Origin of the sequence: Nocardia transvalensis, from assembly GCF_015477765.1 — a bacterium.
GTDB classification, from domain to species: domain Bacteria; phylum Actinomycetota; class Actinomycetes; order Mycobacteriales; family Mycobacteriaceae; genus Nocardia; species Nocardia transvalensis_A.
The window spans coordinates 76984-96560 of sequence record NZ_JADLQQ010000013.1; the positions used below are offsets into that span (position 1 = coordinate 76984).

Below are 19577 nucleotides of genomic sequence, written 5' to 3' on the forward strand. Positions count from 1 at the left end.
CGGTTCTCCCCTTTCAGATTTCGATGTCGACGTCGCCGACCGCGGCGTTGATGCACAGCTGGATCGGCTGGTCGGGGTCGCTGTCGAGTTCCCCGGTGCGCAGATTGCGGGTGCAGCCGGAGCGCTTGATCGAGGTGCAGGTGAAGCAGATTCCCATCCGGCAGCCGTACTCCGGCGTGAGGCCGACGGATTCGGCCTGTTCGAGCAGGCTGGTTCCGGTGTTGTCCGCCCGCACGCCGCTGGCGGAGAAGGTGGTTGCCCCCTCGGCGTCGGCGACTTCCAGCGGGGTCGACGCAATGGTGAATTCTTCGGTGTGCAACCGGCTTTCGAGCTGTTCGGCCTCGAAGACCGTGCGCACCGCGGCCATCAGCGCCGGCGGCCCGCACACGAAGGTCTGCGCGTCGGCGAACCACGGTGCGATCCGCTCCAACTGGTCATAGTCGAAGTACCCGCCGACCTGCGGTGCCGCACAGCTCCACGGCGCACCGTCGAGTTGCTCGGCCAGATCCAGCGACGGGTAGCACAGCGCGATGCGGAAGTTGGTGTGCCGCTGGGCAATCGCATCGAGTTCGGCACGATGCGGCACCACCTCCGGGGACTTGGCGTAGTGCAGGAAGACCACCTTGCCCGGATAGTCCTCCTCGGCGAGGGTGCGCAGCATCGACAATACCGGGGTGATGCCGCTGCCCCCGCTGATCAGCACGATCTTGTCCGGGCGCGGGTCGGGCAGGGCGAAGGCGCCCGACGCCGGGGCCAGATCCACCACCATGCCGGGGTGGGCGTTGCGGTAGAGGTATTGCGACACCAGGCCGTCCGGATGTGCCTTGACCGTGAGCTGCAGGTGCCGATCGCGCCGGGACTGGGCGTTCACCGGCGAATAGCAGCGGGTGTGTTTGACACCGTTGATCAGCACGCCGATCTGGACGAACTGACCGGCGCGGTGACCGGTCCACTGCCGAGTCGGCCGCAGGGTCAGGGTCACCGAGCCGGGCGTCGTGCGGCGCACATGCGTGATCTCGGCGCGCATATCGCGCACGGTGAGCGTGGGCCGCACCAGCTCCAGATAGCGATCGAGCGGGTGCGGCGTGGTCAACGTCTGCACCAGGTCGATGAGTCCCATGAGCCTCCACCTCTATATTCCCGGCATGCTTTTCGGTGCACAGCTGTACACTGATTTAGTGTGCCCCCAGGTACCGCAGTTATTCAACCTGCAGGAGATGTGACCGGCACAACACCTGAATGGATGGCCCTATCGTGAACGGATGTATGCTCAGCGCAATGAGTGAGCAGGCCCAGACCCGAATCGAGCGCAAGGAGCGCACCCGGCAGGCGCTGCTGGACGGCACCCTCGCCCTGGCCGCCGACCGGGGCTTCGCCGCCCTGAGCCTGCGCGAGATCGCCCGCTCGGCCGGGATCGTGCCGACGGCGTTCTACCGCCACTTCTCCTCGCTGGACGAGCTGGGCACCACCCTGGTGGACGAGGGTGTGCGCCAATTGCGCTTGGCGCTGCGGGAATTGCGCCGCACCCCCGACGCCCGGCTGGCCGAGACCGTGCGCTTCGTCTTCGCGCAGGTCACGGGCCGAGAGGACCTGTACGGTTTCCTCATCCGGGAGCGACACGGCGGCTCGGCCACGCTGCGCGGCGCCATCGCCGTCGAAATGCAGCTCATCACCAGGGAATTGGTGGTCGATCTGTCGCGGGTGCGGGCCCTGGACACCTGGTCTCCGGAGGATCTGGAGCTGGCCGCGGACCTGATCGTGTCCACGGTGGCCAACCACATCGCCGACTATGTCGCCGCGGTGCCGCGCGAGCGACCGGAGCTGATCGAGCGCACCGTGCGTCAGGTCCGCCTCATTGCCCTGGGCATGGGAGCGTGGCGGTCCACGCGGAGTCGGTGACCGCTACCGCGCCTCGGGATCCAGCGCCAGGACCGAACGCCCACCGTCGACCGGCAGACTGGCGCCGTTGACGAAACTGGCCTCCTCCGACAGCAGAAAAGCCACCGCGGCGGCGATTTCGTCGCTGGTGGCGACGCGGCCCAGCGGATGCAGTGCCGCCATGTCCCGCTCCACCGAGGCCGCGGCCGCGGGCGCCAATCCGGCCAGGTAGTCCGAATAGCGTTCGGTGGCAACCGAGCCCGGGGCGATCGCGTTCACCCGAATGCCGTGACTGCCGTATTCGACGGCCAGGGCGCGCGTCAGCCCCTCGATCGCGGCCTTGGCCGTGCTGTAGGGCAACGCGCCCGGCACCGCCCGGCGGGCCTGATGCGAGCTGATGTTGACGATGGACCCACCACTGCCCGCGGCCAGGAAACACCGCACGGCGACGGCGGATCCGGCCAGCGCCGGGCGCAGATTCGCCTCGATCAGCGCGAGGATGTGCGCCACCGGCACCGAATCGACCGAGGCATCGCGGAATACGGCCGCATTGTTGACCCATCCGACGAGGGTGCCCGAGTGCTGCGCGAGTTCGGCGGCGTGCTCGACCACCTCCTCCGACCCGGCATCCCCTTCGACCACGGCGACCCCCTCACCGGCCCAAGGCATTCCGGTCGCCCCCGCGACCTCCTGCTCGACGACGACCACATGCCCACGTTTCAGCAAACGCGCCACTATGGCCCGCCCGATCCCCCGAGCGCCTCCGGTGACGACGTAGGATTGCGCCATCAATCCATGGTAGCCAAGGGTTTTCGGGCGTAGCCGCGAATTCGCGCAGATCCCCTGCCGACCTGCGAGCTAATCTTCCGACCCGTCGGTCTACTATTCAGCAACCGCACTCGGACGCTCGCGGCCCGCGCCGGTCGCCGATCCGGGCGGACAGAAGGGCATCCCGCGAACCTCCCGGATTCGCGAGATGCCCTTCCCGTATCCAAGATGGTGCAGAGCACCCGGTTTGATGATACATAAAGTCTCAAATAGTTACTCTATGCACTCAGTTGCATAGGACAGCCGGTATCAGTTAATCTCGCGGCATGGCACTCGAGCATGCGCTGCTGGTATCGCTGACCGAGCGCACCGGCTCGGGCTATGAGCTGGCGCAGCGCTTCGACAAGTCCATCGGCTTCTTCTGGAACGCCACCCACCAGCAGATCTACCGCGTCCTCAAGCGCATGGAGGAGCAGGGCTGGATCAGCGGTGAGGCCGTGGCGCAGGAGGGGCGTCCGGACAAGAAGGTCTACACCGTCAGCGCGGCCGGCCGCGCCGAACTGGCCCGCTGGATCGCCGAACCCAGCGAGGACTTCGGGCCGATGCGCAGCGAACTGGGCGTGAAGATCCGCGCCGCCTCCCACGGCGAGGTGCCGGCGCTGTGCGCCGAGGTGGCCCGCCACCGCGATCAGCATGCCCAGCGCCTGGAGGTGTATCGGCTGATCGAGAAGAAGGACTTCCCCGATCCGCAGCGTCTCACCGGTCCCGCCCTGCATCAGTACCTGGTGCTGCGCGGCGGCATCCGGGTCGAGGCCGGCCTCGTCGAATGGTGTGACGAGGTCCTCGACGGCCTGCGCCGGGACGCGCCGTCACTGTCCCCGGATGCGCCAGCCCCGCATTCGGATCCCGCGACCGAAAGGTGACCCGATGACCGCAAGGGCCAACCCGTACCCGCACCTGTTCGAGCCGCTGCCACTCGGCCACACCACGCTGCGCAATCGCGTGGTGATGGGGTCCATGCACACCGGTCTCGAGGACCGAGCGTGGGACACCAACCGGCTGGCCGCGTACTTCGCCGAACGTGCCCGCGGCGGCGTCGCGCTGATCATCACCGGCGGCTACGCGCCCAATCGCGAGGGCTGGCTGCTCCCGCTCGGCGCCAAACTCACCAACAAGACCGAGGCGTATCGCCATCGCGCCATCACCAAGGCGGTCCATGCCGAGGGCGGCAAGATCGCGCTGCAGATCCTGCACGCCGGGCGCTACGCCTATGTGCCGTTCAGCGTGTCGGCCTCCTCGATCAAGGCGCCCATCAACCCGTTCCGGCCGCGCAAACTGTCCGATAAGGGCATCGAGCGCACCATCGACGACTACGTGCGCTGCGCGAAGCTGGCGAAATTCGCCGGGTACGACGGTGTCGAGGTGATGGGCGGCGAAGGTTATCTGATCAACCAGTTCCTGGCCCCGCGCACCAACAAGCGGACCGACCGCTGGGGCGGCTCGCCGGAGAACCGGCGGCGCTTCCCGCTCGAGATCGTGCGCCGCATACGCGCGGCCGTCGGCGAGGATTTCATCATCGTATTCCGGCTGTCCATGGCCGAATTCGTCGAGCACGGCCAGACCGAACCGGAGATTCTGGCCCTGGCAACGGAAATGGAAGCGGCCGGGGCCAGCATCATCAACACCGACATCGGCTGGCACGAGGCGCGGGTGCCGACCATCGTGACCTCGGTTCCGCGCGCGGCGTTCGTGGAGTTCACCGCGAAGATCAAGGCGGCCGTGGGCATTCCGGTGTGCGCATCGAACCGGATCAATATGCCCGAGACCGCCGAGGAGATCCTCACCCGCGGTGACGCCGATCTGGTCTCGCTGGCCCGGCCGCTGCTGGCGGATCCGGACTGGGTGCGCAAGGCCGAACAGACCCGCGACGACGAAATCAACACCTGCATCGCCTGCAACCAGGCCTGCCTGGATCACGCCTTCGTGCACAAGACCGTTTCGTGCCTGCTCAATCCGCGGGCCGGACACGAGACCGAGCTGCAGCTGCTGCCCACCCGGCGGATGAAGCGCATCGCCGTGGTGGGTGCGGGTCCGGCCGGACTGTCTGCCGCGGTCAACCTCGCCGAACGCGGCCACAAGGTGGACCTGTTCGAGGCCGACGACAAGATCGGCGGGCAGTTCGACATCGCCCGGCGCATCCCCGGCAAGGAGGAGTTCAACGAGACCATCCGCTACTTCACCCGCAAGCTGGAACTGAGCGGGGTACGGGTGTTCCTGAACCGGCGGGTGACGGCGGAGGAACTGGTCGAGGGGCGCTACGACCACGTGGTGCTGGCCACCGGTGTGCGCCCGCGCATCCCGAGCATCCCGGGCATCGATCATCCGAAGGTTCTCACCTACGCCGAGTTGGTCCGCGACGGGAAGCCGGTGGGCAAGAAGGTCGCGGTCATCGGTGCGGGCGGAATCGGCTACGACGTCAGCGAATTCCTCACCGTCGACGGGCACCCCTCGCTCAAGCTGGACGAGTGGAAACAGGAATGGGGCGTCACCAGTGACGACCCGAACGCGCCCGGTCAGCTGACCGCCCCGAAGCCATCCCCTGCCGCACGCGAAGTCGTTCTGCTGCAACGCAAGTCGGGAGCATTCGGTAAGAGCCTGGGCAAGACGACCGGCTGGGTGCACCGGGCGGCGATCAAGGCCAAGGGGGTCGAGCAGATCGGCGGGGTCAACTACGAGCGCATCGACGACCGCGGCCTGCACATCAGCTTCGGCGAGAAGCGGCAGCGGCCCACCGTCATCGAATGCGACAACGTGATCGTCTGCGCCGGGCAGGAATCGGTGCGCGAGCTGGAGGAGCCGCTGAAGGCCGCGGGCGTGCAGATCCACCTGATCGGCGGCGCCGACCTGGCCGCCGAACTCGACGCCAAGCGCGCCATCGATCAGGGCACCCGGCTGGCCGCGGCACTGTAATGGTCACGCTGAACCGGGTCGGGCTGCCCGGGGACGAGAAGTCCTGGGGAGCATTGGGGTTCGATGTCGTCGACGGACGGATGCGAGTAGGCAGCGTGTCCTGCGTGGTCGGTGTGCAACCGAGTTGGGGTTTCGACGAGGTGCACGCCGATCCCGCGACCCTCGGAATACCCGAGGTCGTGGACGCCGAGACGGACAGTCCCGCTGCCCATCCCAACGGGGTGAGCTTCGTCGACCACATCGTCTACTGGGTGCCCGACCTCGACGAGGCCGTCGCCGCGCTGGGCGGGGTACTCGGCACCGAGCCACGCCGCCGCTTCCATCCGCGCGGCCCGTCCGGCCCGGAGATGGCGTTCTACCGGGTCGGCGAGGCGTTCATCGAGGTGGTGGCCTGGGGCCAGCCCGCCACCGTCCTGGCCGGAATCGCGTTCGGCACACCGGATCTCGATGCCACCGTCGCCGCCGTGCGAGAGGCGGGCGGGCCGATCAGCGATCCCAAGCCCGCCGTACAGGGTGGGCGCATAGCCAGCGTGTGGACCGGCCACGTCGGCTGGGGCATCGCCTTCCTGGAACCGAAGCACTGATCGGAGCACGGCCGCGGCCACGCGGATCAGCAGTGCGACCAGGCGCGCCGTCAGCACCAGGATCCGCACCGCGGCCCGCAGCAGCGCACCGTCGATACCGACCGGGGCAGGGTCGGGACCGGCTAGGAACCGCTCGAGAGCCGTGGGCACGACACCTCCAATCAGTCGGCGACGCAGGTGATGTCGGCGGACGGCAAGGTGCCGTCCCGGAAGTAGGAGCCGATCGCCGTCTCCACGCATCGGTTTCGGTAGGTGCCGAAAATTCCGTGTACTGCAACGTCTTTCAGGGTGACGAGCCGCGACGCGGTCATCTCCCGATGCAGTGCCCCCGCTCCCGCGTACGCGGCGCGGGTATCGCCGGTAGCTTGCACCATCAGCGCGGGTGTCGCATTGTGCACGGCGGTCGGTGGTTCGACAGGATCCGGCCAGAAGGCGCAGCCGGGCATGTTGTTGACCAGCGGGCCGAAGACGGGTTGAGTGGCCCGGCTCGCTTCGACGGCACGCCGGTACCACTCGATGTCACGGGGGAAGGGCACGTCGGCGCACATGAGCGCGGCCACCGCGGAGGCGTCGTGCGGCCGCCCGGTCAGCATGGTCGAGAGAGCGGAATCCAGCTCGTCGTCGGGTTGTCTCTGTGCACCTGCCGCGGCGTCGGTCAACTGCCGGATCTCTTCGGCCAGCATCTGGTACCGGGCCGGATCGGCGAGACGTACCCACAGCAGCACGGGTAGCCAGTGGTCGTCGATCACATGGGCGCCGATGCGGATCGGCGTGTGTGCCGCCCGCTGAATCAGCTCGGTCACCGCCGCCCGCACCTCGGAGCCTGTTGCCCCCAGCCGATACTCGTCGTTGCGGGCTGCGGTCCATTCGGCCCAGGCGTCCAATGCGGCCTCGTTGGGAGCACCCATATCCTGCACCATGCCCATGCCGTAGCGGGCCGGGCCGAGCACGCTGTCCAGGACGATACGATCGCTGTGGTCCGCAAACATCTGTGTGTAGACCGCGCCCAGGTAGGTGCCGTAGGACGTGCCGAAATAGCTGATGCGGTCCACACCGAGCACGGCGCGGATCACGTCCATATCCCGGGCCGTGTTGCGGGTGTTCAGATACGGCAGCCGCTCGCCCCCGGCCGTCAGGCAACGCTGCGCCAGATCGCGTTGCGCCGCCGCACTTTCGTCGAATCCGGCCGGATCCACACCGGCCGACCGCAAGGGGAACCCGGTCGGCCCGCCACAGCTCACCGGGGCCGACCGCCCGACACCGCGGGGATCCATGCCGATCAGGTCGTACCGGCTGCGCACATCCTCCGGCAGGGCCGGGGCGATATCGAGAGTGAATTCCAGTCCGGGGTCGCCGGGGCCGCCCGGATTGGAGAGCATGACCCCGTGTCTCCGCGCCGGATCCGCGGCCAGGCGGGAGATCGTGACGGCGATCGTTTCCCCCTGCGGCTGCTGGTAATTCAAGGGAACGGTAATCTGCGCGCACTGCGCTCCCGCGCGGTCGAGTCGATCGTTCGCACACGCGGTCCACTGCGGCCGCTGAGTGTAGAAGCGGGTCAGGTCGGTGGTAGCGTCGCCGGGCCGGTCGGGCGCGGCGCATGCCGCGGCCAGGACGCTCGCCACCGCGGCGAGGGTGACCACCGCCTGCTTGTGTCTCATCGGTTCACCCCGCACAGATCGCGGTGTCGAAGGCCTTGTCGATGGTGTCCATATCCGCTTGGTCGCGCGGCAATTCGTTGACCGTGACGGTGACCGCACGGCCGGTGTCGGTGACACCGGTGTGGGTCTCGAAGCCGGGAATGCTGCCGCCGTGGCCCCACACCTTCTTGCCGCACGACACCGGGATGTCGATCAGTCCGAGCCCGTAGCCACCGGCATCGCGGTCGAACGGCACGGTGCGCTTCATCTCGCCCAATTGCGCTGCGGGGAGCAGCTTTCCATCCAGCAGTGCGGTGAAGAACCGATTCAGGTCGGCGCCGGTGGACACCATCGCACCGGCCGCCCACGCCCAGGAGGTGTCGAAATCGGTGAAGTCGATGCGTTTGCCGTCCCGCTCGTGGTAACCCACCGGGTGCGGATCGCGCAATCCGGTGTCACCGGTGCGTGGAAAGTAGGTGTCGCGCAACCCGAGTGGGGTGATGATGCGCTGCTCGATCTCCGTGGCCAGCGGCGCTCCGGTGACCCGCTCGATCAGCATGCCCAGCAGAATGTAGTTGGTGTTGGTGTACACCGACTTCGCACCGGGCTCGAACTGCGGGGGCATACTCATCGCTCGCGCGACCAGATCGGCGGGCTCGTAATGCTGCCACCGCACCTGCTCGGTGTCGGCCCTCAGCTGCGCCGGATTCACGCGATCGCGCTCGGCCGGATTGCCCGAGGCCAGGTAGTCCGGTAGCCCGCTGGTGTGCTGCAACAGATTTCGGACAGTCACCGTCGTGCCGTCGTTGCCGTGTCCGTGGACCACACCAGGCAGATACCTTTCCACCGGCGCATCCAGCTCCACCTTCCCTTCGGAAACAAGCTGACCGAGCACCGTCGCGACGAATGTTTTGGTGTTGCTGCCGATCCGGACGTGGTCGCCGTCGCGAAATCGTTCGCCGGTGGCGACATCACCCACTCCCGCCGAAACCGTCCGATCCCGCCCCTGCTCGGTCACCACCAACTGCACCCCCGGCAGCCCGCGCTGCACCACCGCATCCAGCGCGCGCACGACCTCGTCCTGCCGCGGCGCCGCGGCCCGCCCGGAATCGCACCCCGCGGCCGCGCCCACCAGCACCGCCGCCGCGGCGACCCATGCCATCCGCTTGAACCCCTTGGAACCCAACGCGTTTCCCTCCTCGGACAACGCCGCACCCCGAGCGGTAACGGCCCGCCACCCACGCTAGAAAGTTCCACCCCCATCCCCCATCCTGCGACCACCCGTCTTCCCGGTGCAGTACCCACCCGCACCTCGGTGGTGCCAGCCCCACCCCACCCGCCGCCCGGTAGGCTCCCCCGCGTGAGTCTTCCTGCACCCACCGCCGAGAACCGTGCCGTCGTCACCGGGGCTTCCTCCGGTATCGGAACCGCGCTCGCCGAGGAGTTGGCGAGCCGCGGGTATTCGCTGATCCTGGTGGCTCGCCGGGGCGAGTTGCTGGCCGAACTGGCACAGCGGCTGACCGAGCGGTACGGGATCACCGCCGAGGTGCGGGCGGTCGATCTGTCCGATCGCGAGCAGCGTGCCCCCCTGGCAAACGAGCTCGCCTCCCGCGAGATCGCGATCCTGTGCAACAACGCCGGTGTCGCCACCTTCGGCCCGGTCGCCGACCTCGACCTCGACTTCGAGCGTGCGGTGATGGAACTCAATGCGGTCGCCGTGCACGACCTCACCCTGGCCGTGCTGCCCGGCATGCTCGCCCGCAAGGGCGGCGGCATCCTCATCACCGGTTCCGCGGCCGGGAACATGCCCATCCCGAACAACGCCACCTACGCGGCCAGCAAGGCGTTCACCAACAGCTTCTCCGAATCGCTGCGCGGCGAGCTGACCGGCACCGGCGTGCACGTCACCCTGCTGGCCCCCGGCCCGGTCCGCACCGACAACCCGGACCAGGAGGAGGTGAGCACCAAGATCCCGGACTTCATCTGGGTCTCGGCCGCCTCCACCGCCAAGATGTCCATCGACGCCCTCGCCCGCAACAAGATGCGCGTGGTCCCGGGCCTGATCAGCAAGGGTATGAGCGTGGCCGGGCAGTACGCGCCCCGGGCGGTGACCGCCCCGATCGTCGGCTCGTTCTACAAGAAGCTGGGCGGCTGAGGGCCGGGCGTCGGCCCGGTCACATCGATGTCAGTGCCGCATCAAAATAGGGCGGCCGGGTGTCAAGGGCGCGTATCCAGCGGGTTCGCGGTACCGGAATCGGCGTAGTCCTGTCGGTGGCCCCGCAGTAAGGAGAAAGCGGGGAACTCACAGGAGAAGCCGTGACGCTGCTGGAGATCTTCCCGTCATTGCGGTCGGGAATGCCTTCCCCGCGACTCGACACCATGATCTGGCCGTGCGAAACCCACTACGACGACCTCGGCCGCATCACCGTCGGCGGCGTTGCCCTCGCCGATATCGCCGACCAGTACGGCACCCCCACCTACGTCCTGGACGAGACCGAGGTACGCCGGCGCTGCCAGGCCTACCGGAAGTACTTCCCCGACGCCGAGATCATCTATGCGGCCAAGGCCCTGCTGACCAAGTCGGTGGCCAAGTGGATCACCGAGGAGGGGCTGTCGGTGGACGTGTGTTCGGCCGGCGAGCTGTCCATCGCGCTGGCCGCCGACGTCGACCCGCAGCGCATCGTGCTGCACGGCAGCGGTAAGCCGTTCTGTGAGCTGGAGACGGCGGTGGCCGCGGGTGTCGGCCGTATCGTCGTCGACTCGCTCACCGAGGTGACGCTGCTGGCGGCACTGGCCAATCGGCCGCAGCAGGTCCTGCTGCGCCTGTCCCCCGATATCGACGTGCACGGCCATCCGGCCGTGCGGACCGGCGTGACGGATCAGAAGTTCGGCCTGCCGCTGGGCAGCGCCCAGGCCACCGAGGCCATCGAGCGGATTCTGCGCCAGCCCAACCTCGAGCTGGTCGGCTTCCACTGCCACCTCGGCTCCCAGATCCACGACCCCGATTTCTACGGCGAGGCGGTGCGCCGCATGGTCGCCGAGATGGCCCGGGTCCGCCGCGACTACGACGTGACGCTCACCGAGCTGGACCTCGGCGGCGGCCACGCCGTCGCCTACCGGTGCGGTGACGCCGAGATGAACCTGATCGAACTGGCCGACATCATCGACGACGCCCTCGACGCCGCCTGCTCGCTCAACCGCTTCCCGCGCCCGCACATCGCGCTGGAGCCGGGCCGGGCCATCGTCGCCCGCGCCGGGGTGACCCTGTACCGCGTGATGGCCGTCAAGCACATCGAGGGCGGGCGCACCTGGGTGATCGTCGACGGCGGCATGAACGACAACCCGCGCGTGGCGCTCTACGGCGCCCGCTACGACGCCGTCGTCGCCAACCGTCACCCCACCGGCCCGCATATGGCCGCGACGGTGGCCGGGCGCTACTGCGAGGCGGGCGATATCCTCGCCGCCGACGTCTCGCTGCCCGCCGACCTGCGCCCCGGCGAGGTGCTGGCGATGCCCTGCACGGGCGCCTATCACCACAGCCTCGCCTCCTCCTACAACGGCGTGGGCCGTCCCCCGATCGTCTCGGTCCAGGCCGGCCGCTGCCAGCAGCTGATCCGTCGCGAAACCCCCGCCGACCTGCTCAGCCGCGACCTCGGCTGAGCCGGACACCGGCGACCCGGCCGACTACGGCAGATCGACCGCCCCGCCCCCATCCCGGGGGATCCCTCCGGTGCGGCCGACCTACCGGGCGGCGGCCGGGCCGCCGGTCAGCCCTGTCACCGCTTGCGGGTGCCGAAGATGCTGCGGCTGATTTCGCGGCCCGCGGCGGTGGCGGCCGAGCGGAGGAAGCTCTTCACCGCCGGGTTCTTCATGATGCGGTCGGCCGCCGACTCCTCGGCCGGGGCCGAGCGGGACGAGCGCGGTGCGGGCGCCGATTCCGGTTCGGCCGCAGCGACTTTCGCGGCGAGCATTTCGTAGGCCGATTCGCGGTCGACGGTTTCGCCGTACTTGGCCGCCAGCGAGCTGGACTTGGCGCGGGAGCGGATACCGTCGTCGCCGATGGTGTCCATCAGCGAACGCGGCGGGCGCAACCGGGTCCATGCGACCGGGGTGGGCGCGCCCTTCTCCGACAGCACCGTCACCACCGCCTCGCCGATTCCCAGTGAGGTGAGCGCCTTTTCGAGGTCGTAGGCGGCCGTCTTGGGATAGGTGCGCACCGTCTTCGACAACGCCTTCTGATCCTCCGGGGTGAAGGCGCGCAGCGCGTGCTGGATGCGCGCACCCAGTTGGGACAGAACCGAATTCGGGACGTCGGTGGGCAACTGCGTGCAGAAGAACACGCCGACACCCTTGGAGCGGATCAGCTTCACCGTCTGCTCCACCTGCTCGAGGAAGGCCTTGGAGGCGTCGTTGAACAGCAGATGCGCCTCGTCGAAGATGAACACCAGCTTGGGTTTGTCCACATCGCCGACCTCCGGCAGAGTCTGGAACAGATCGGCCAGCACCCACATCAGGAAGGTCGAGAACAACACCGGCCGCGAGGCCTGCGCACCCAATTCGAACAGCGTGATGACGCCCTGCCCGCCCTCCGTGCGCAGCAGATCGGCCGGATCCAGTTCGGGCTCACCGAAGAACGTGTCACCGCCCTCGCCCTCCAAATTGACCAGGGCCCGCAGGATCACCCCGGCGGTGGCCGCGGACACACCGCCGATCCCCTTGAGATCATCCTTACCCTCGGGACTGGTCAGATGCTGGATGACCGCGCGCAGATCCTTCAGATCCAGCAGCGCCAGGCCCTGTTTGTCGGCCCAGTGGAAGATCAGCCCGAGGGTGGACTCCTGCGTCTCGTTGAGCCCCAGCACCTTACTGAGCAGCACGGGACCGAACGAGGTGATGGTGGCGCGGATGGGCACTCCGATCCCGCCGGTGCCCAGGGAGACGAACTCGGTGGGGAAACTCGCGGGCGCCCACTCGGTATCGCCGGTTTCCGCGGCGCGCGCCGTGATCTTGTCGTTGGCTTGGCCCGGCTGCGCCAAACCGGAGAGGTCGCCCTTCACGTCGGCAAGGACCACCGGAACACCCGCGGCCGACAACTGTTCGGCGATCCCCTGCAGCGTCTTCGTCTTACCGGTGCCCGTGGCGCCCGCGACCAGGCCGTGCCGGTTGATGGTGCGCAGCGGAATCCGCACGCGCGCACTGGAATCGACCTCGTCGTCGACCACCACGGTACCCAGGTCCAATGCCGCGCCGTCGAACGCGTACCCGGCCGCGATCTCCTGCGCTACGCCGGAATCCGCACTACTGGAACCCTTTTCCGAGTCCTTCTTCGAATTACCCTGGCCTCCAACCGAATCGGCGTTCTTCTTCGATTTCGCGGCCGACCCGGATTTCGTCCGATCCTCGGCGGATTCGCGCTCTGCCGCGTCCGCCGCCTGTTCCTCGGCTGCCTTCCGGGCCGCCGCCGCCTTCTTCTGAGGGCTTGTCATCGCCGATCCTCCGTCCGCCCTGCCAACTATCCGCCAACATTGCCGACCGCCTGAACCAAGCACGGATGCTGCGCAAACCATAACTCCGAGGCACCGCCGATGGGCGGCAACCGGCCTGACGGCAATCGCGTCGCAACGCCACGGACCGCCCGGGCCACCACCGCGCACCCAGTAATGTGGCGCGGGTGTCCGACAAACTCATGGTGTGGATCGATTGCGAGATGACCGGCCTGCGCCTGGACAGCGACAAGCTGATCGAGGTGGCCGCGCTCGTGACCGACAGCGACCTGAACATTCTCGGTGAGGGTGTGGACATCGTCATCCACGCCGACGATGCGGCGCTCGCCGCGATGCCGCCCGTCGTCCAGGAGATGCATGCCCGCTCCGGCCTGACCGACGAGGTGCGCCGATCCACCGTCACCCTGGAAGAAGCCGAGCAGCAGATCCTGGATTACGTCAAGGAATGGGTCCCCACGCCGGGAACCGTCCCGCTGGCCGGCAACTCCATCGCCACCGACCGCGGTTTCCTCGCCCGGGATATGCCCGCCCTCGATTCGCACCTGCATTACCGCATGATCGATGTGAGCTCGATCAAAGAACTATGCCGGCGCTGGTATCCGCGCATCTACTTCGGCCAGCCGGAGAAGGGCCTCACCCACCGCGCCCTGGCCGATATCAAGGAGTCCATCCGCGAACTCGAGTACTACCGCCGCACCGCCTTCGTCCCCGCGCCGGGCCCGTCGACCACCGAGATCGCGGCCGTCGCCGCCCAGCTCGGCGCCGCCCCCACCACCCAGGAAACCACCCCTGACCACACCGATTAGGTGTCGCCCAGGGATTCGCGTTACGATCTAGCGCGCCGGAAACAACCGGCAATGGTGACCGTAGTTCAGTTGGTAGAGCACCAGGTTGTGATCCTGGCTGTCGCGGGTTCGAGTCCCGTCGGTCACCCGAAAGGGCCAGGTCGGAGATCAACTTCCGACCTGGCCCTCTTGCTACTCGCTGCCGCTGTCGCCCTCCCGTCGGCAGCCATCGATTGTCAGCGCGCATTCTCCAGACACGAACAGGCGCAGCGATTATCGGCCGCAGACGGTGGCTGTGCGACCGGTCGCTCAGAACGTGTAGGCGTCGAGTTCGGCCAGGTAGCGGGCGCGGGTGGGCTCGTCGATGAAAGAGGCCTCGAAGGAATTGCGGGCCAGGGTGCGCAGGTGATCGACGGTCAGGTCCAGGGCGGCCTGGATGCCGTCGAAATTCTCGTGGACGTAGCCGCCGAAATAGGCCGGGTCGTCGGAATTGACCGTGGCGACCAAGCCGAGGTCGAGCATCCGGCGCAGCGGGTGATCGGCCAGCCGGTCCACCACGCGCAGCCGCACATTGGAGAACGGGCACACCGTCAGCGGGATTCGCTCCCGCACCAGCCGCTCGACCAGCATCGGATCCTCCAGGACCCGGATGCCGTGGTCGATCCGCTCGACACCCAGCACATCCAGCGCCTCGGCCACATACGCCGCCGGTCCCTCCTCACCGGCATGCGCGACGGCGCGCAGCCCCAGCTCGCGGGCGCGCCGGTAGACCGCGGCGAATTTGGCGGGCGGGTGACCGACCTCCGCGGAATCCAGGCCGACCGCGACGATCCGATCCAGATACGGCTCGGCGGCGTTCAGGGTCTCCAGGGCGGATTCGGCGGACAGGTCCCGCAGGAAGCACATGATCAGCGCGGTCGAGATGCCGTAGCGCTGCTCACTGTCGTACAGCGCCTTCCACAGCCCGTCGATCACGGTCGCGAAGGGCACGCCGCGGGCCGTGTGCGCCTGCGGGTCGAAGAAGATCTCGGCATGGCGGACACCCTCCGCGCTCGCCCGGGACAGATAGGCCTCGGCCAGGTCGGTGAAGTCCTGTTCGGTCTGCAACACGTCCGTCAGCCGGTAGTAGAGGTCGAGGAACGACTGCAGGTCCTCGAACCGGTAGGCGGCCCGCAGCTCCTCTACCGAGGCGAACGGCAGCTCGGTGCCGTCGCGCTCGGCCAGCGCGAATGCCAGCTCCGGTTCCAGGGTTCCTTCGATGTGCAGGTGCAGTTCGGCTTTCGGTACGGGCATCCGGGCATCTTAGCCCTGCTCGGCGTTGCCTGCTTTCCACTCCGCCCAGGGGATGTTCCAATCGCCCAGCCCGTCCACGCCCGACAGGGTGCCGCCCACGGTGTTCTTCACGATCGCGATATCGCCGCGTTTGGCGTTGTCGTGCACCCATTTGGCGTCGGCCGGGCTCAGGTTCAGGCAGCCGTGACTGGTGTTCGAATAGCCCTGCTGGCCCACCGACCAGGGCGCGGAGTGCATAAAGATGCCGCTGTAGGACATGCGGGTGGCCCAGTCCACCGGGATGCGGTAGCCGTCCGGTCCGGTCGCCGAGACGCCATAGGTGGAGGAATCCATGATGATGCGGTCGAAGCGATCGCTGATGATGTAGATGCCGTTGTCGGTGGGCGTGGAATTCTTCCCCATCGAGGTCGGCATGGTCCGGATGACCTCACCGTTGCGTTCGACGGTCACCGTCTTGGTGTTGTCGTCCGCGGTGAAGATCACCGCGTCACCGATGGTGAATGCGGCACGGATGTCGGCGTCGCCGACCAGACCGTTGCCGAAATCACGACCGTAGGCGTTCACCTCGACCGCGACCTTGGTGCCCGGCGCCCAGAAATGCTCGGGCCGCCAGCGCACCTCCCGGTTGCTCACCCAGTAGAACGCGCCCTCGACCGGCGGCACGGTTGTGATCTTGATCGCTGCCTGCACGGCGCGCCGATCCGGGATGTTCTCGTCGAACTGGATGGCCACGGGCTGTCCGATGCCCACCACCTCGTTGTCGCCGGGCAGCAACCAGGGGTGGGTGCGGTTGCGCGGCGCCAAGGTGGTGAAACTCACGACAGTGGTGGCTGTCCCGCCGAGACCGATCGCCTCGGCCTGCAACCGATAGGTGCGCCCGAAACCGAGCTGCTCGGTCGACTGCCAGGACCGGCCGTCCGGCGCGATCTGCCCCGCGACGGGGCGGCCTTCGGGATTGGTCAAGGTCACACCGGTGATCTGGCCGTTGTCGACACGCAGCAGCAGCGGATCCGCGGGCGAGACACCGACCGCGCCGTCGGCGATCGGCGAAACGAGCTGGGGCTGAATAAGTTCGGCGATCGGTTTGGCCTGCGGACTTGCCCCCTGCTCACTCGCCCGCGACTTACTGCATCCGGTGACCGCCAACGCCAGCACGGAAACCACGGCCAGCCACCCCAGCACCCTCGACCGATGCCGACGCCGCCATATGCTCATGTCCAACCCCGTTCCCAGTCTCGCGCAACCCCGCGGGCCGATCGAGACACCTTCCAACCATTCTGCCAGCCAGAAAGACCCGAGACGCCGAGACGACACCCCGGTTTCCCCCTTCATCCGCCCCCACCCCCAATCCGTTAACAACCCCCTCCCACCCCCCTTGAACAGGCGATTTCACTTTCCCCACCACGGCCTGTTATCGTTTTCCCCGCACCGGAACGGAGCCCACCGCCCCGCCCGGCAAGCATCACGCGCCATTAGCTCAATTGGCAGAGCAGCTGACTCTTAATCAGCGGGTTCGGGGTTCGAGTCCCTGATGGCGCACCATTTTCCACTCACACACCGAATCCTCGGGTCCCGTGCTCCAGTGCGTTGGAACACGCTTCGGATTTCGCTTCCACCAACGGTTTTCATGCGTCGGGCGAGATTGGTGCCGGTGGTTTGGCATGTGGATGCCTGGTCGGCGCTTCATCCGACCAGGCATCCAGGCAGTGACCCTTAATGTCGCTGCGGTTATCGGTGCGACGGCCGCCACAGGTGTGCGCCGCCGCCGTATTGGCGACTGCTGGTCGTCGTGGTGGTCGTTCGGGTGTCGCGACCGCCGCTGGATCCCCGCACGAGCATTGCGGCGATTGCGCCCGCGATGGCGGCGATGAGCAGGCCGATCGGGAGCGCCCACCACTTCGCGTTCGACTCGTGGGCGGGTGCTGTGTTTGCCTGGTCGTCGGCAGGCGCCGGAGCGGCAGCCTCGCCAGGGGCGGGGCCGGGTGTCGACACGTCGATGCCGGCGAGCTGGCCGGCGATCTCGGGCGGCACGGTGGCGAAGCCGTCCGCCTGACTCCAGCGAACCTCGACCGGAGAGCCGTTCTGGCCGCTGAAGGTCTGGCTGTAGACGCCATCGGCGACCGTGGTGTCGGTCATCGGGCTACCGAGCACGCCATCGGTCGCGTGCAGGTGCGACCACGCGGTTCGCATCGGACCGCGCACCAGCCAGGCACCGTTCTGCGGACTCCACTGGATCGTGGCCCCATCCGCCGCCGAGAACTCGCTGTAGCGAGCCGTGCCGGCGACCGGGGCGTCCGACTCGTCGTTCTTGGGGTAGCCCAGGCCGGCATCGGGGCCGCCCAGCGCCAGATATTTGTCGAGGATGGCGCCGTACATCACCTTCGCGCCCGTATCCGGCGAGTAGATGATCTTCCCACCTCGATAATCCTGCGCCGCCCCGCCGGGCCCGAACGCATACGGTTCGCCGACCTTCTCACCCAGCGGCGACGACGCGCCGCCTTTCTCCCGGTAGTGCGCATCGATCGCGGCATCCGCACCGGCAGGCTGCGCCGACACCGGCGGGCCCAGCAACATTCCCACGCTCAGCGTGGCAGCGCAGCCCAACCCGGCCAGCGCGGACACCGTCTTCTTCCACTGCCCCATCGAAAGCCTCCTCGAGAATGGGCCGACATCGAACGCGGCCGTCATGTGCAGGCAAACGCATCAGTGCAGTTCGCTGGTTCTCGACTTCGTAGCGAACCCGACGATCGCGGCGACAATGGCGCCGACCACGCCGCCACCGGCAACCTGGGCGAGGATCTGACCGAAATCCAGCCCGCTACTGGTGGCGGCTTGGATGATCCCTCCGGTGATCCCCCCGCCGACCGCCCCGGCCGCACCGCTCACAGCCGGGCCCATCGGGCTCTTGGCTCCCCCGACCCCGCCACCGACCAGCCCGCCGAGCAGACCCAAAAGCCACTCCATGCTGCCTCCCTCTAACGTGACGGACATTACATAGCCGGGGATAGCCGAGGAGTTGCCAATTAAACCGGGCTCACCCGACGGGCACGCTCAGAGGTCGAGAACGAGATTCTCCCGTGCTCGCGACACGCACGGCAGAAAGAGCCCGGCCTCGATCTCCTCCGGGCTCAGGGCCGGCGATCGGTGATCGGGCTCGCCATCGAGGATCCGCACCATGCACGAGCGGCAGAACCCTTGCCGACAAGAAAATGTGGCGTCGGGTCGCACCGTGAGGATGGCGTCGAGCGCCGTCTGGTCCGCCGCGACCGTCACCGTCTCACCCGTTGTGCCGAAACGGAGTTCGAATTCGGTTCCATCCACCACCGGCGCGGGCGTGAAACGTTCGGCATGGAATTCCACGTCGGGATATTCGGCCAGTGCTCGGCGCACGGCGTCGAGCATCGGTGCCGGACCGCAGGCGTATACCGCCGCATTTGTCTCGGGAAGATCTCCCAGCAGCTGGTCGAGTGTGGCAGGACCGTCGGTGGCGTCGATATGGGTTTGCACGCGATCGCCGTAGAGCGTGAGTTCGTCGAGGAAAGCCAAGGATTCGCGGGTGCGGCCACAGTAGATCAATGACCACGGCATCCCGGCGGCCTCGAGCATGCGCATCATCGGCAGGATCGGTGTGATGCCGATACCACCCGCAATCAGGCGAACGCGAATGAGCCGCTGGTTGAAGCCGCCGATCGCGAGCGGAAATGCGTTGCGCGGCGCTCCGATCCATACCCGTGTCCGGGGCACCAGACTGTTGTGGACCTCGGCGGAACCGCCCCGGCCGTCGGGTATCAGGCGCACGGCGATGCGGTAGTGGGATCGGTCGTGCGGATCGCCGCACAGGGAGTACTGACGCAGTGCGCCCGACGGCAGCCGGACATCGACATGCGCACCGGCGAACCACTCGGGTAGCGGGCGTTCGTCGGGTGCGACGAGCGTCAATGCAACAACGCTGTGGTCCTCGGAAACACCGGCGCGCCTGGCGATGTCGACTTCGAAGAACCCCCCGCGCTCGCTGGTGTCGTGTACGGGTAGCTGGGTGAACTTCTCGGCCCACATCCAGGCGTTCAGGCCCGCGTTCATCATGCGCATGAGCGGGTCGCGGCGGAATCGGCCGCGCAGATGCCGAGGTAGTTCACCACGCGTAATGCCGGTCGACAC

Annotated in this window: 17 protein-coding genes and 2 tRNA genes; 9 read left to right on the forward strand and 10 right to left on the reverse strand. The window is 67.7% G+C overall.

All coding sequences use genetic code 11. The features are described 5' to 3' along the window. Positions 1–13: 13 nt before the first annotated feature. A complete protein-coding gene (locus tag IU452_RS31830; protein ID WP_195112921.1) occupies positions 14–1120 on the reverse strand; it encodes a ferredoxin reductase in 1107 nt (368 codons plus the stop codon). A gap of 158 nt (positions 1121–1278) precedes the next feature. Here IU452_RS31830 and IU452_RS31835 point away from each other — a divergent pair, with 158 nt between their 5' ends. Further along, positions 1279–1899, forward strand: coding sequence for a TetR family transcriptional regulator (locus IU452_RS31835; RefSeq protein WP_195112922.1), 621 nt, complete (start codon positions 1279–1281; stop codon positions 1897–1899). Positions 1900–1902: 3 nt separating this feature from the next. Here IU452_RS31835 and IU452_RS31840 read toward each other — a convergent pair whose 3' ends face one another. Continuing rightward, the gene (locus IU452_RS31840) at positions 1903–2667 is read right to left on the reverse strand and encodes an SDR family NAD(P)-dependent oxidoreductase (RefSeq protein ID WP_195112923.1); all 765 of its coding nucleotides are present in this window, start codon (positions 2665–2667) and stop codon (positions 1903–1905) included. Between the two features lie 305 nt (positions 2668–2972). On the opposite strand from IU452_RS31840, the gene IU452_RS31845 reads away from it, so the two are divergent. From IU452_RS31845 to IU452_RS31855, 3 genes are read left to right on the forward strand one after another with little or no spacing between them, the layout of a single operon-like run. Further along, positions 2973–3569 (forward strand): PadR family transcriptional regulator, encoded by a 597-nt coding sequence (locus IU452_RS31845; protein WP_195112924.1) that lies wholly within the window; start codon positions 2973–2975, stop codon positions 3567–3569. Between the two features lie 4 nt (positions 3570–3573). Next, entirely contained in the window at positions 3574–5616 is a 2043-nt protein-coding gene (locus IU452_RS31850) for an NADPH-dependent 2,4-dienoyl-CoA reductase (protein ID WP_195112925.1), read from the forward strand. Continuing rightward, a complete protein-coding gene (locus IU452_RS31855; protein ID WP_195112926.1) occupies positions 5616–6200 on the forward strand; it encodes a VOC family protein in 585 nt (194 codons plus the stop codon). Before IU452_RS31850 ends, IU452_RS31855 begins: the two co-directional genes overlap by 1 nt. Positions 6201–6361: 161 nt before the next feature. Here the strand turns inward: IU452_RS31855 and IU452_RS31860 are convergent, their stop codons facing one another. Together IU452_RS31860 and IU452_RS31865 are read right to left on the reverse strand one after the other, a co-directional pair. Further along, complete coding sequence (locus IU452_RS31860) at positions 6362–7858, reverse strand: alpha/beta hydrolase (RefSeq protein WP_195112927.1); 1497 nt, start codon at positions 7856–7858, stop codon at positions 6362–6364. 4 nt (positions 7859–7862) lie between these two features. After that, positions 7863–9023 carry a serine hydrolase domain-containing protein gene (locus IU452_RS31865; RefSeq protein WP_228819121.1) on the reverse strand — a complete coding sequence of 387 codons (1161 nt, stop codon included), beginning with the start codon at positions 9021–9023 and terminating at the stop codon, positions 7863–7865. A gap of 174 nt (positions 9024–9197) precedes the next feature. Here IU452_RS31865 and cmrA point away from each other — a divergent pair, with 174 nt between their 5' ends. Then, a complete protein-coding gene (gene cmrA / locus IU452_RS31870; protein ID WP_195112928.1) occupies positions 9198–9992 on the forward strand; it encodes a mycolate reductase in 795 nt (264 codons plus the stop codon). A gap of 161 nt (positions 9993–10153) precedes the next feature. After that, entirely contained in the window at positions 10154–11497 is a 1344-nt protein-coding gene (lysA, locus tag IU452_RS31875) for a diaminopimelate decarboxylase (protein ID WP_195112929.1), read from the forward strand. Positions 11498–11613: 116 nt separating this feature from the next. Here the strand turns inward: lysA and IU452_RS31880 are convergent, their stop codons facing one another. Next, complete coding sequence (locus IU452_RS31880; RefSeq protein WP_195112930.1) at positions 11614–13323, reverse strand: helicase HerA-like domain-containing protein; 1710 nt, start codon at positions 13321–13323, stop codon at positions 11614–11616. A 185-nt stretch (positions 13324–13508) separates the two neighbouring features. Here IU452_RS31880 and orn point away from each other — a divergent pair, with 185 nt between their 5' ends. After that, positions 13509–14147: an oligoribonuclease gene (gene orn, locus IU452_RS31885; RefSeq protein WP_195112931.1), complete on the forward strand. Its 639-nt coding sequence runs from the start codon at positions 13509–13511 to the stop codon at positions 14145–14147. Between the two features lie 54 nt (positions 14148–14201). Next, a tRNA-His gene (locus IU452_RS31890) sits at positions 14202–14274 on the forward strand. A 161-nt stretch (positions 14275–14435) separates the two neighbouring features. On the opposite strand, the gene IU452_RS31895 is transcribed toward IU452_RS31890, so the two are convergent. Both IU452_RS31895 and IU452_RS31900 read right to left on the reverse strand, forming a co-directional pair. Next, the gene (locus IU452_RS31895; RefSeq protein WP_195112932.1) at positions 14436–15419 is read right to left on the reverse strand and encodes an adenosine deaminase; all 984 of its coding nucleotides are present in this window, start codon (positions 15417–15419) and stop codon (positions 14436–14438) included. A gap of 9 nt (positions 15420–15428) precedes the next feature. Continuing rightward, positions 15429–16634 (reverse strand): L,D-transpeptidase, encoded by a 1206-nt coding sequence (locus IU452_RS31900; protein ID WP_195112933.1) that lies wholly within the window; start codon positions 16632–16634, stop codon positions 15429–15431. Positions 16635–16885: 251 nt separating this feature from the next. On the opposite strand from IU452_RS31900, the gene IU452_RS31905 reads away from it, so the two are divergent. Beyond that, positions 16886–16961: transfer RNA gene (locus IU452_RS31905), tRNA-Lys, on the forward strand. Positions 16962–17147: 186 nt separating this feature from the next. Here the strand turns inward: IU452_RS31905 and IU452_RS31910 are convergent. The 3 genes from IU452_RS31910 to IU452_RS31920 form a co-directional block, all read right to left on the reverse strand. Further along, positions 17148–18062: an LGFP repeat-containing protein gene (locus IU452_RS31910; RefSeq protein WP_195112934.1), complete on the reverse strand. Its 915-nt coding sequence runs from the start codon at positions 18060–18062 to the stop codon at positions 17148–17150. Positions 18063–18122: 60 nt separating this feature from the next. Continuing rightward, positions 18123–18383, reverse strand: a complete 261-nt coding sequence (locus IU452_RS31915; RefSeq protein WP_195112935.1) for a hypothetical protein — start codon at positions 18381–18383, stop codon at positions 18123–18125. A gap of 87 nt (positions 18384–18470) precedes the next feature. Next, positions 18471–19577 carry a PDR/VanB family oxidoreductase gene (locus IU452_RS31920; RefSeq protein ID WP_324192951.1) on the reverse strand — a complete coding sequence of 369 codons (1107 nt, stop codon included), beginning with the start codon at positions 19575–19577 and terminating at the stop codon, positions 18471–18473.

Excerpts from the sequence above, each read along its gene's own strand:
- IU452_RS31840 (WP_195112923.1), bottom strand. The coding sequence starts at position 2,667 with ATGGCGCAATCCTACGTCGTCACCGGAGGCGCTCGGGGGATCGGGCGG.
- IU452_RS31915 (WP_195112935.1), bottom strand. The coding sequence starts at position 18,383 with ATGGAGTGGCTTTTGGGTCTGCTCGGCGGGCTGGTCGGTGGCGGGGTC.
- IU452_RS31830 (WP_195112921.1), bottom strand. The coding sequence starts at position 1,120 with ATGGGACTCATCGACCTGGTGCAGACGTTGACCACGCCGCACCCGCTC.
- IU452_RS31855 (WP_195112926.1), top strand. The coding sequence starts at position 5,616 with ATGGTCACGCTGAACCGGGTCGGGCTGCCCGGGGACGAGAAGTCCTGG.
- IU452_RS31850 (WP_195112925.1), top strand. The coding sequence starts at position 3,574 with ATGACCGCAAGGGCCAACCCGTACCCGCACCTGTTCGAGCCGCTGCCA.
- IU452_RS31910 (WP_195112934.1), bottom strand. The coding sequence starts at position 18,062 with ATGGGGCAGTGGAAGAAGACGGTGTCCGCGCTGGCCGGGTTGGGCTGC.
- IU452_RS31835 (WP_195112922.1), top strand. The coding sequence starts at position 1,279 with ATGAGTGAGCAGGCCCAGACCCGAATCGAGCGCAAGGAGCGCACCCGG.
- IU452_RS31880 (WP_195112930.1), bottom strand. The coding sequence starts at position 13,323 with ATGACAAGCCCTCAGAAGAAGGCGGCGGCGGCCCGGAAGGCAGCCGAG.
- IU452_RS31895 (WP_195112932.1), bottom strand. The coding sequence starts at position 15,419 with ATGCCCGTACCGAAAGCCGAACTGCACCTGCACATCGAAGGAACCCTG.
- IU452_RS31900 (WP_195112933.1), bottom strand. The coding sequence starts at position 16,634 with ATGAGCATATGGCGGCGTCGGCATCGGTCGAGGGTGCTGGGGTGGCTG.
- IU452_RS31845 (WP_195112924.1), top strand. The coding sequence starts at position 2,973 with ATGGCACTCGAGCATGCGCTGCTGGTATCGCTGACCGAGCGCACCGGC.
- IU452_RS31860 (WP_195112927.1), bottom strand. The coding sequence starts at position 7,858 with ATGAGACACAAGCAGGCGGTGGTCACCCTCGCCGCGGTGGCGAGCGTC.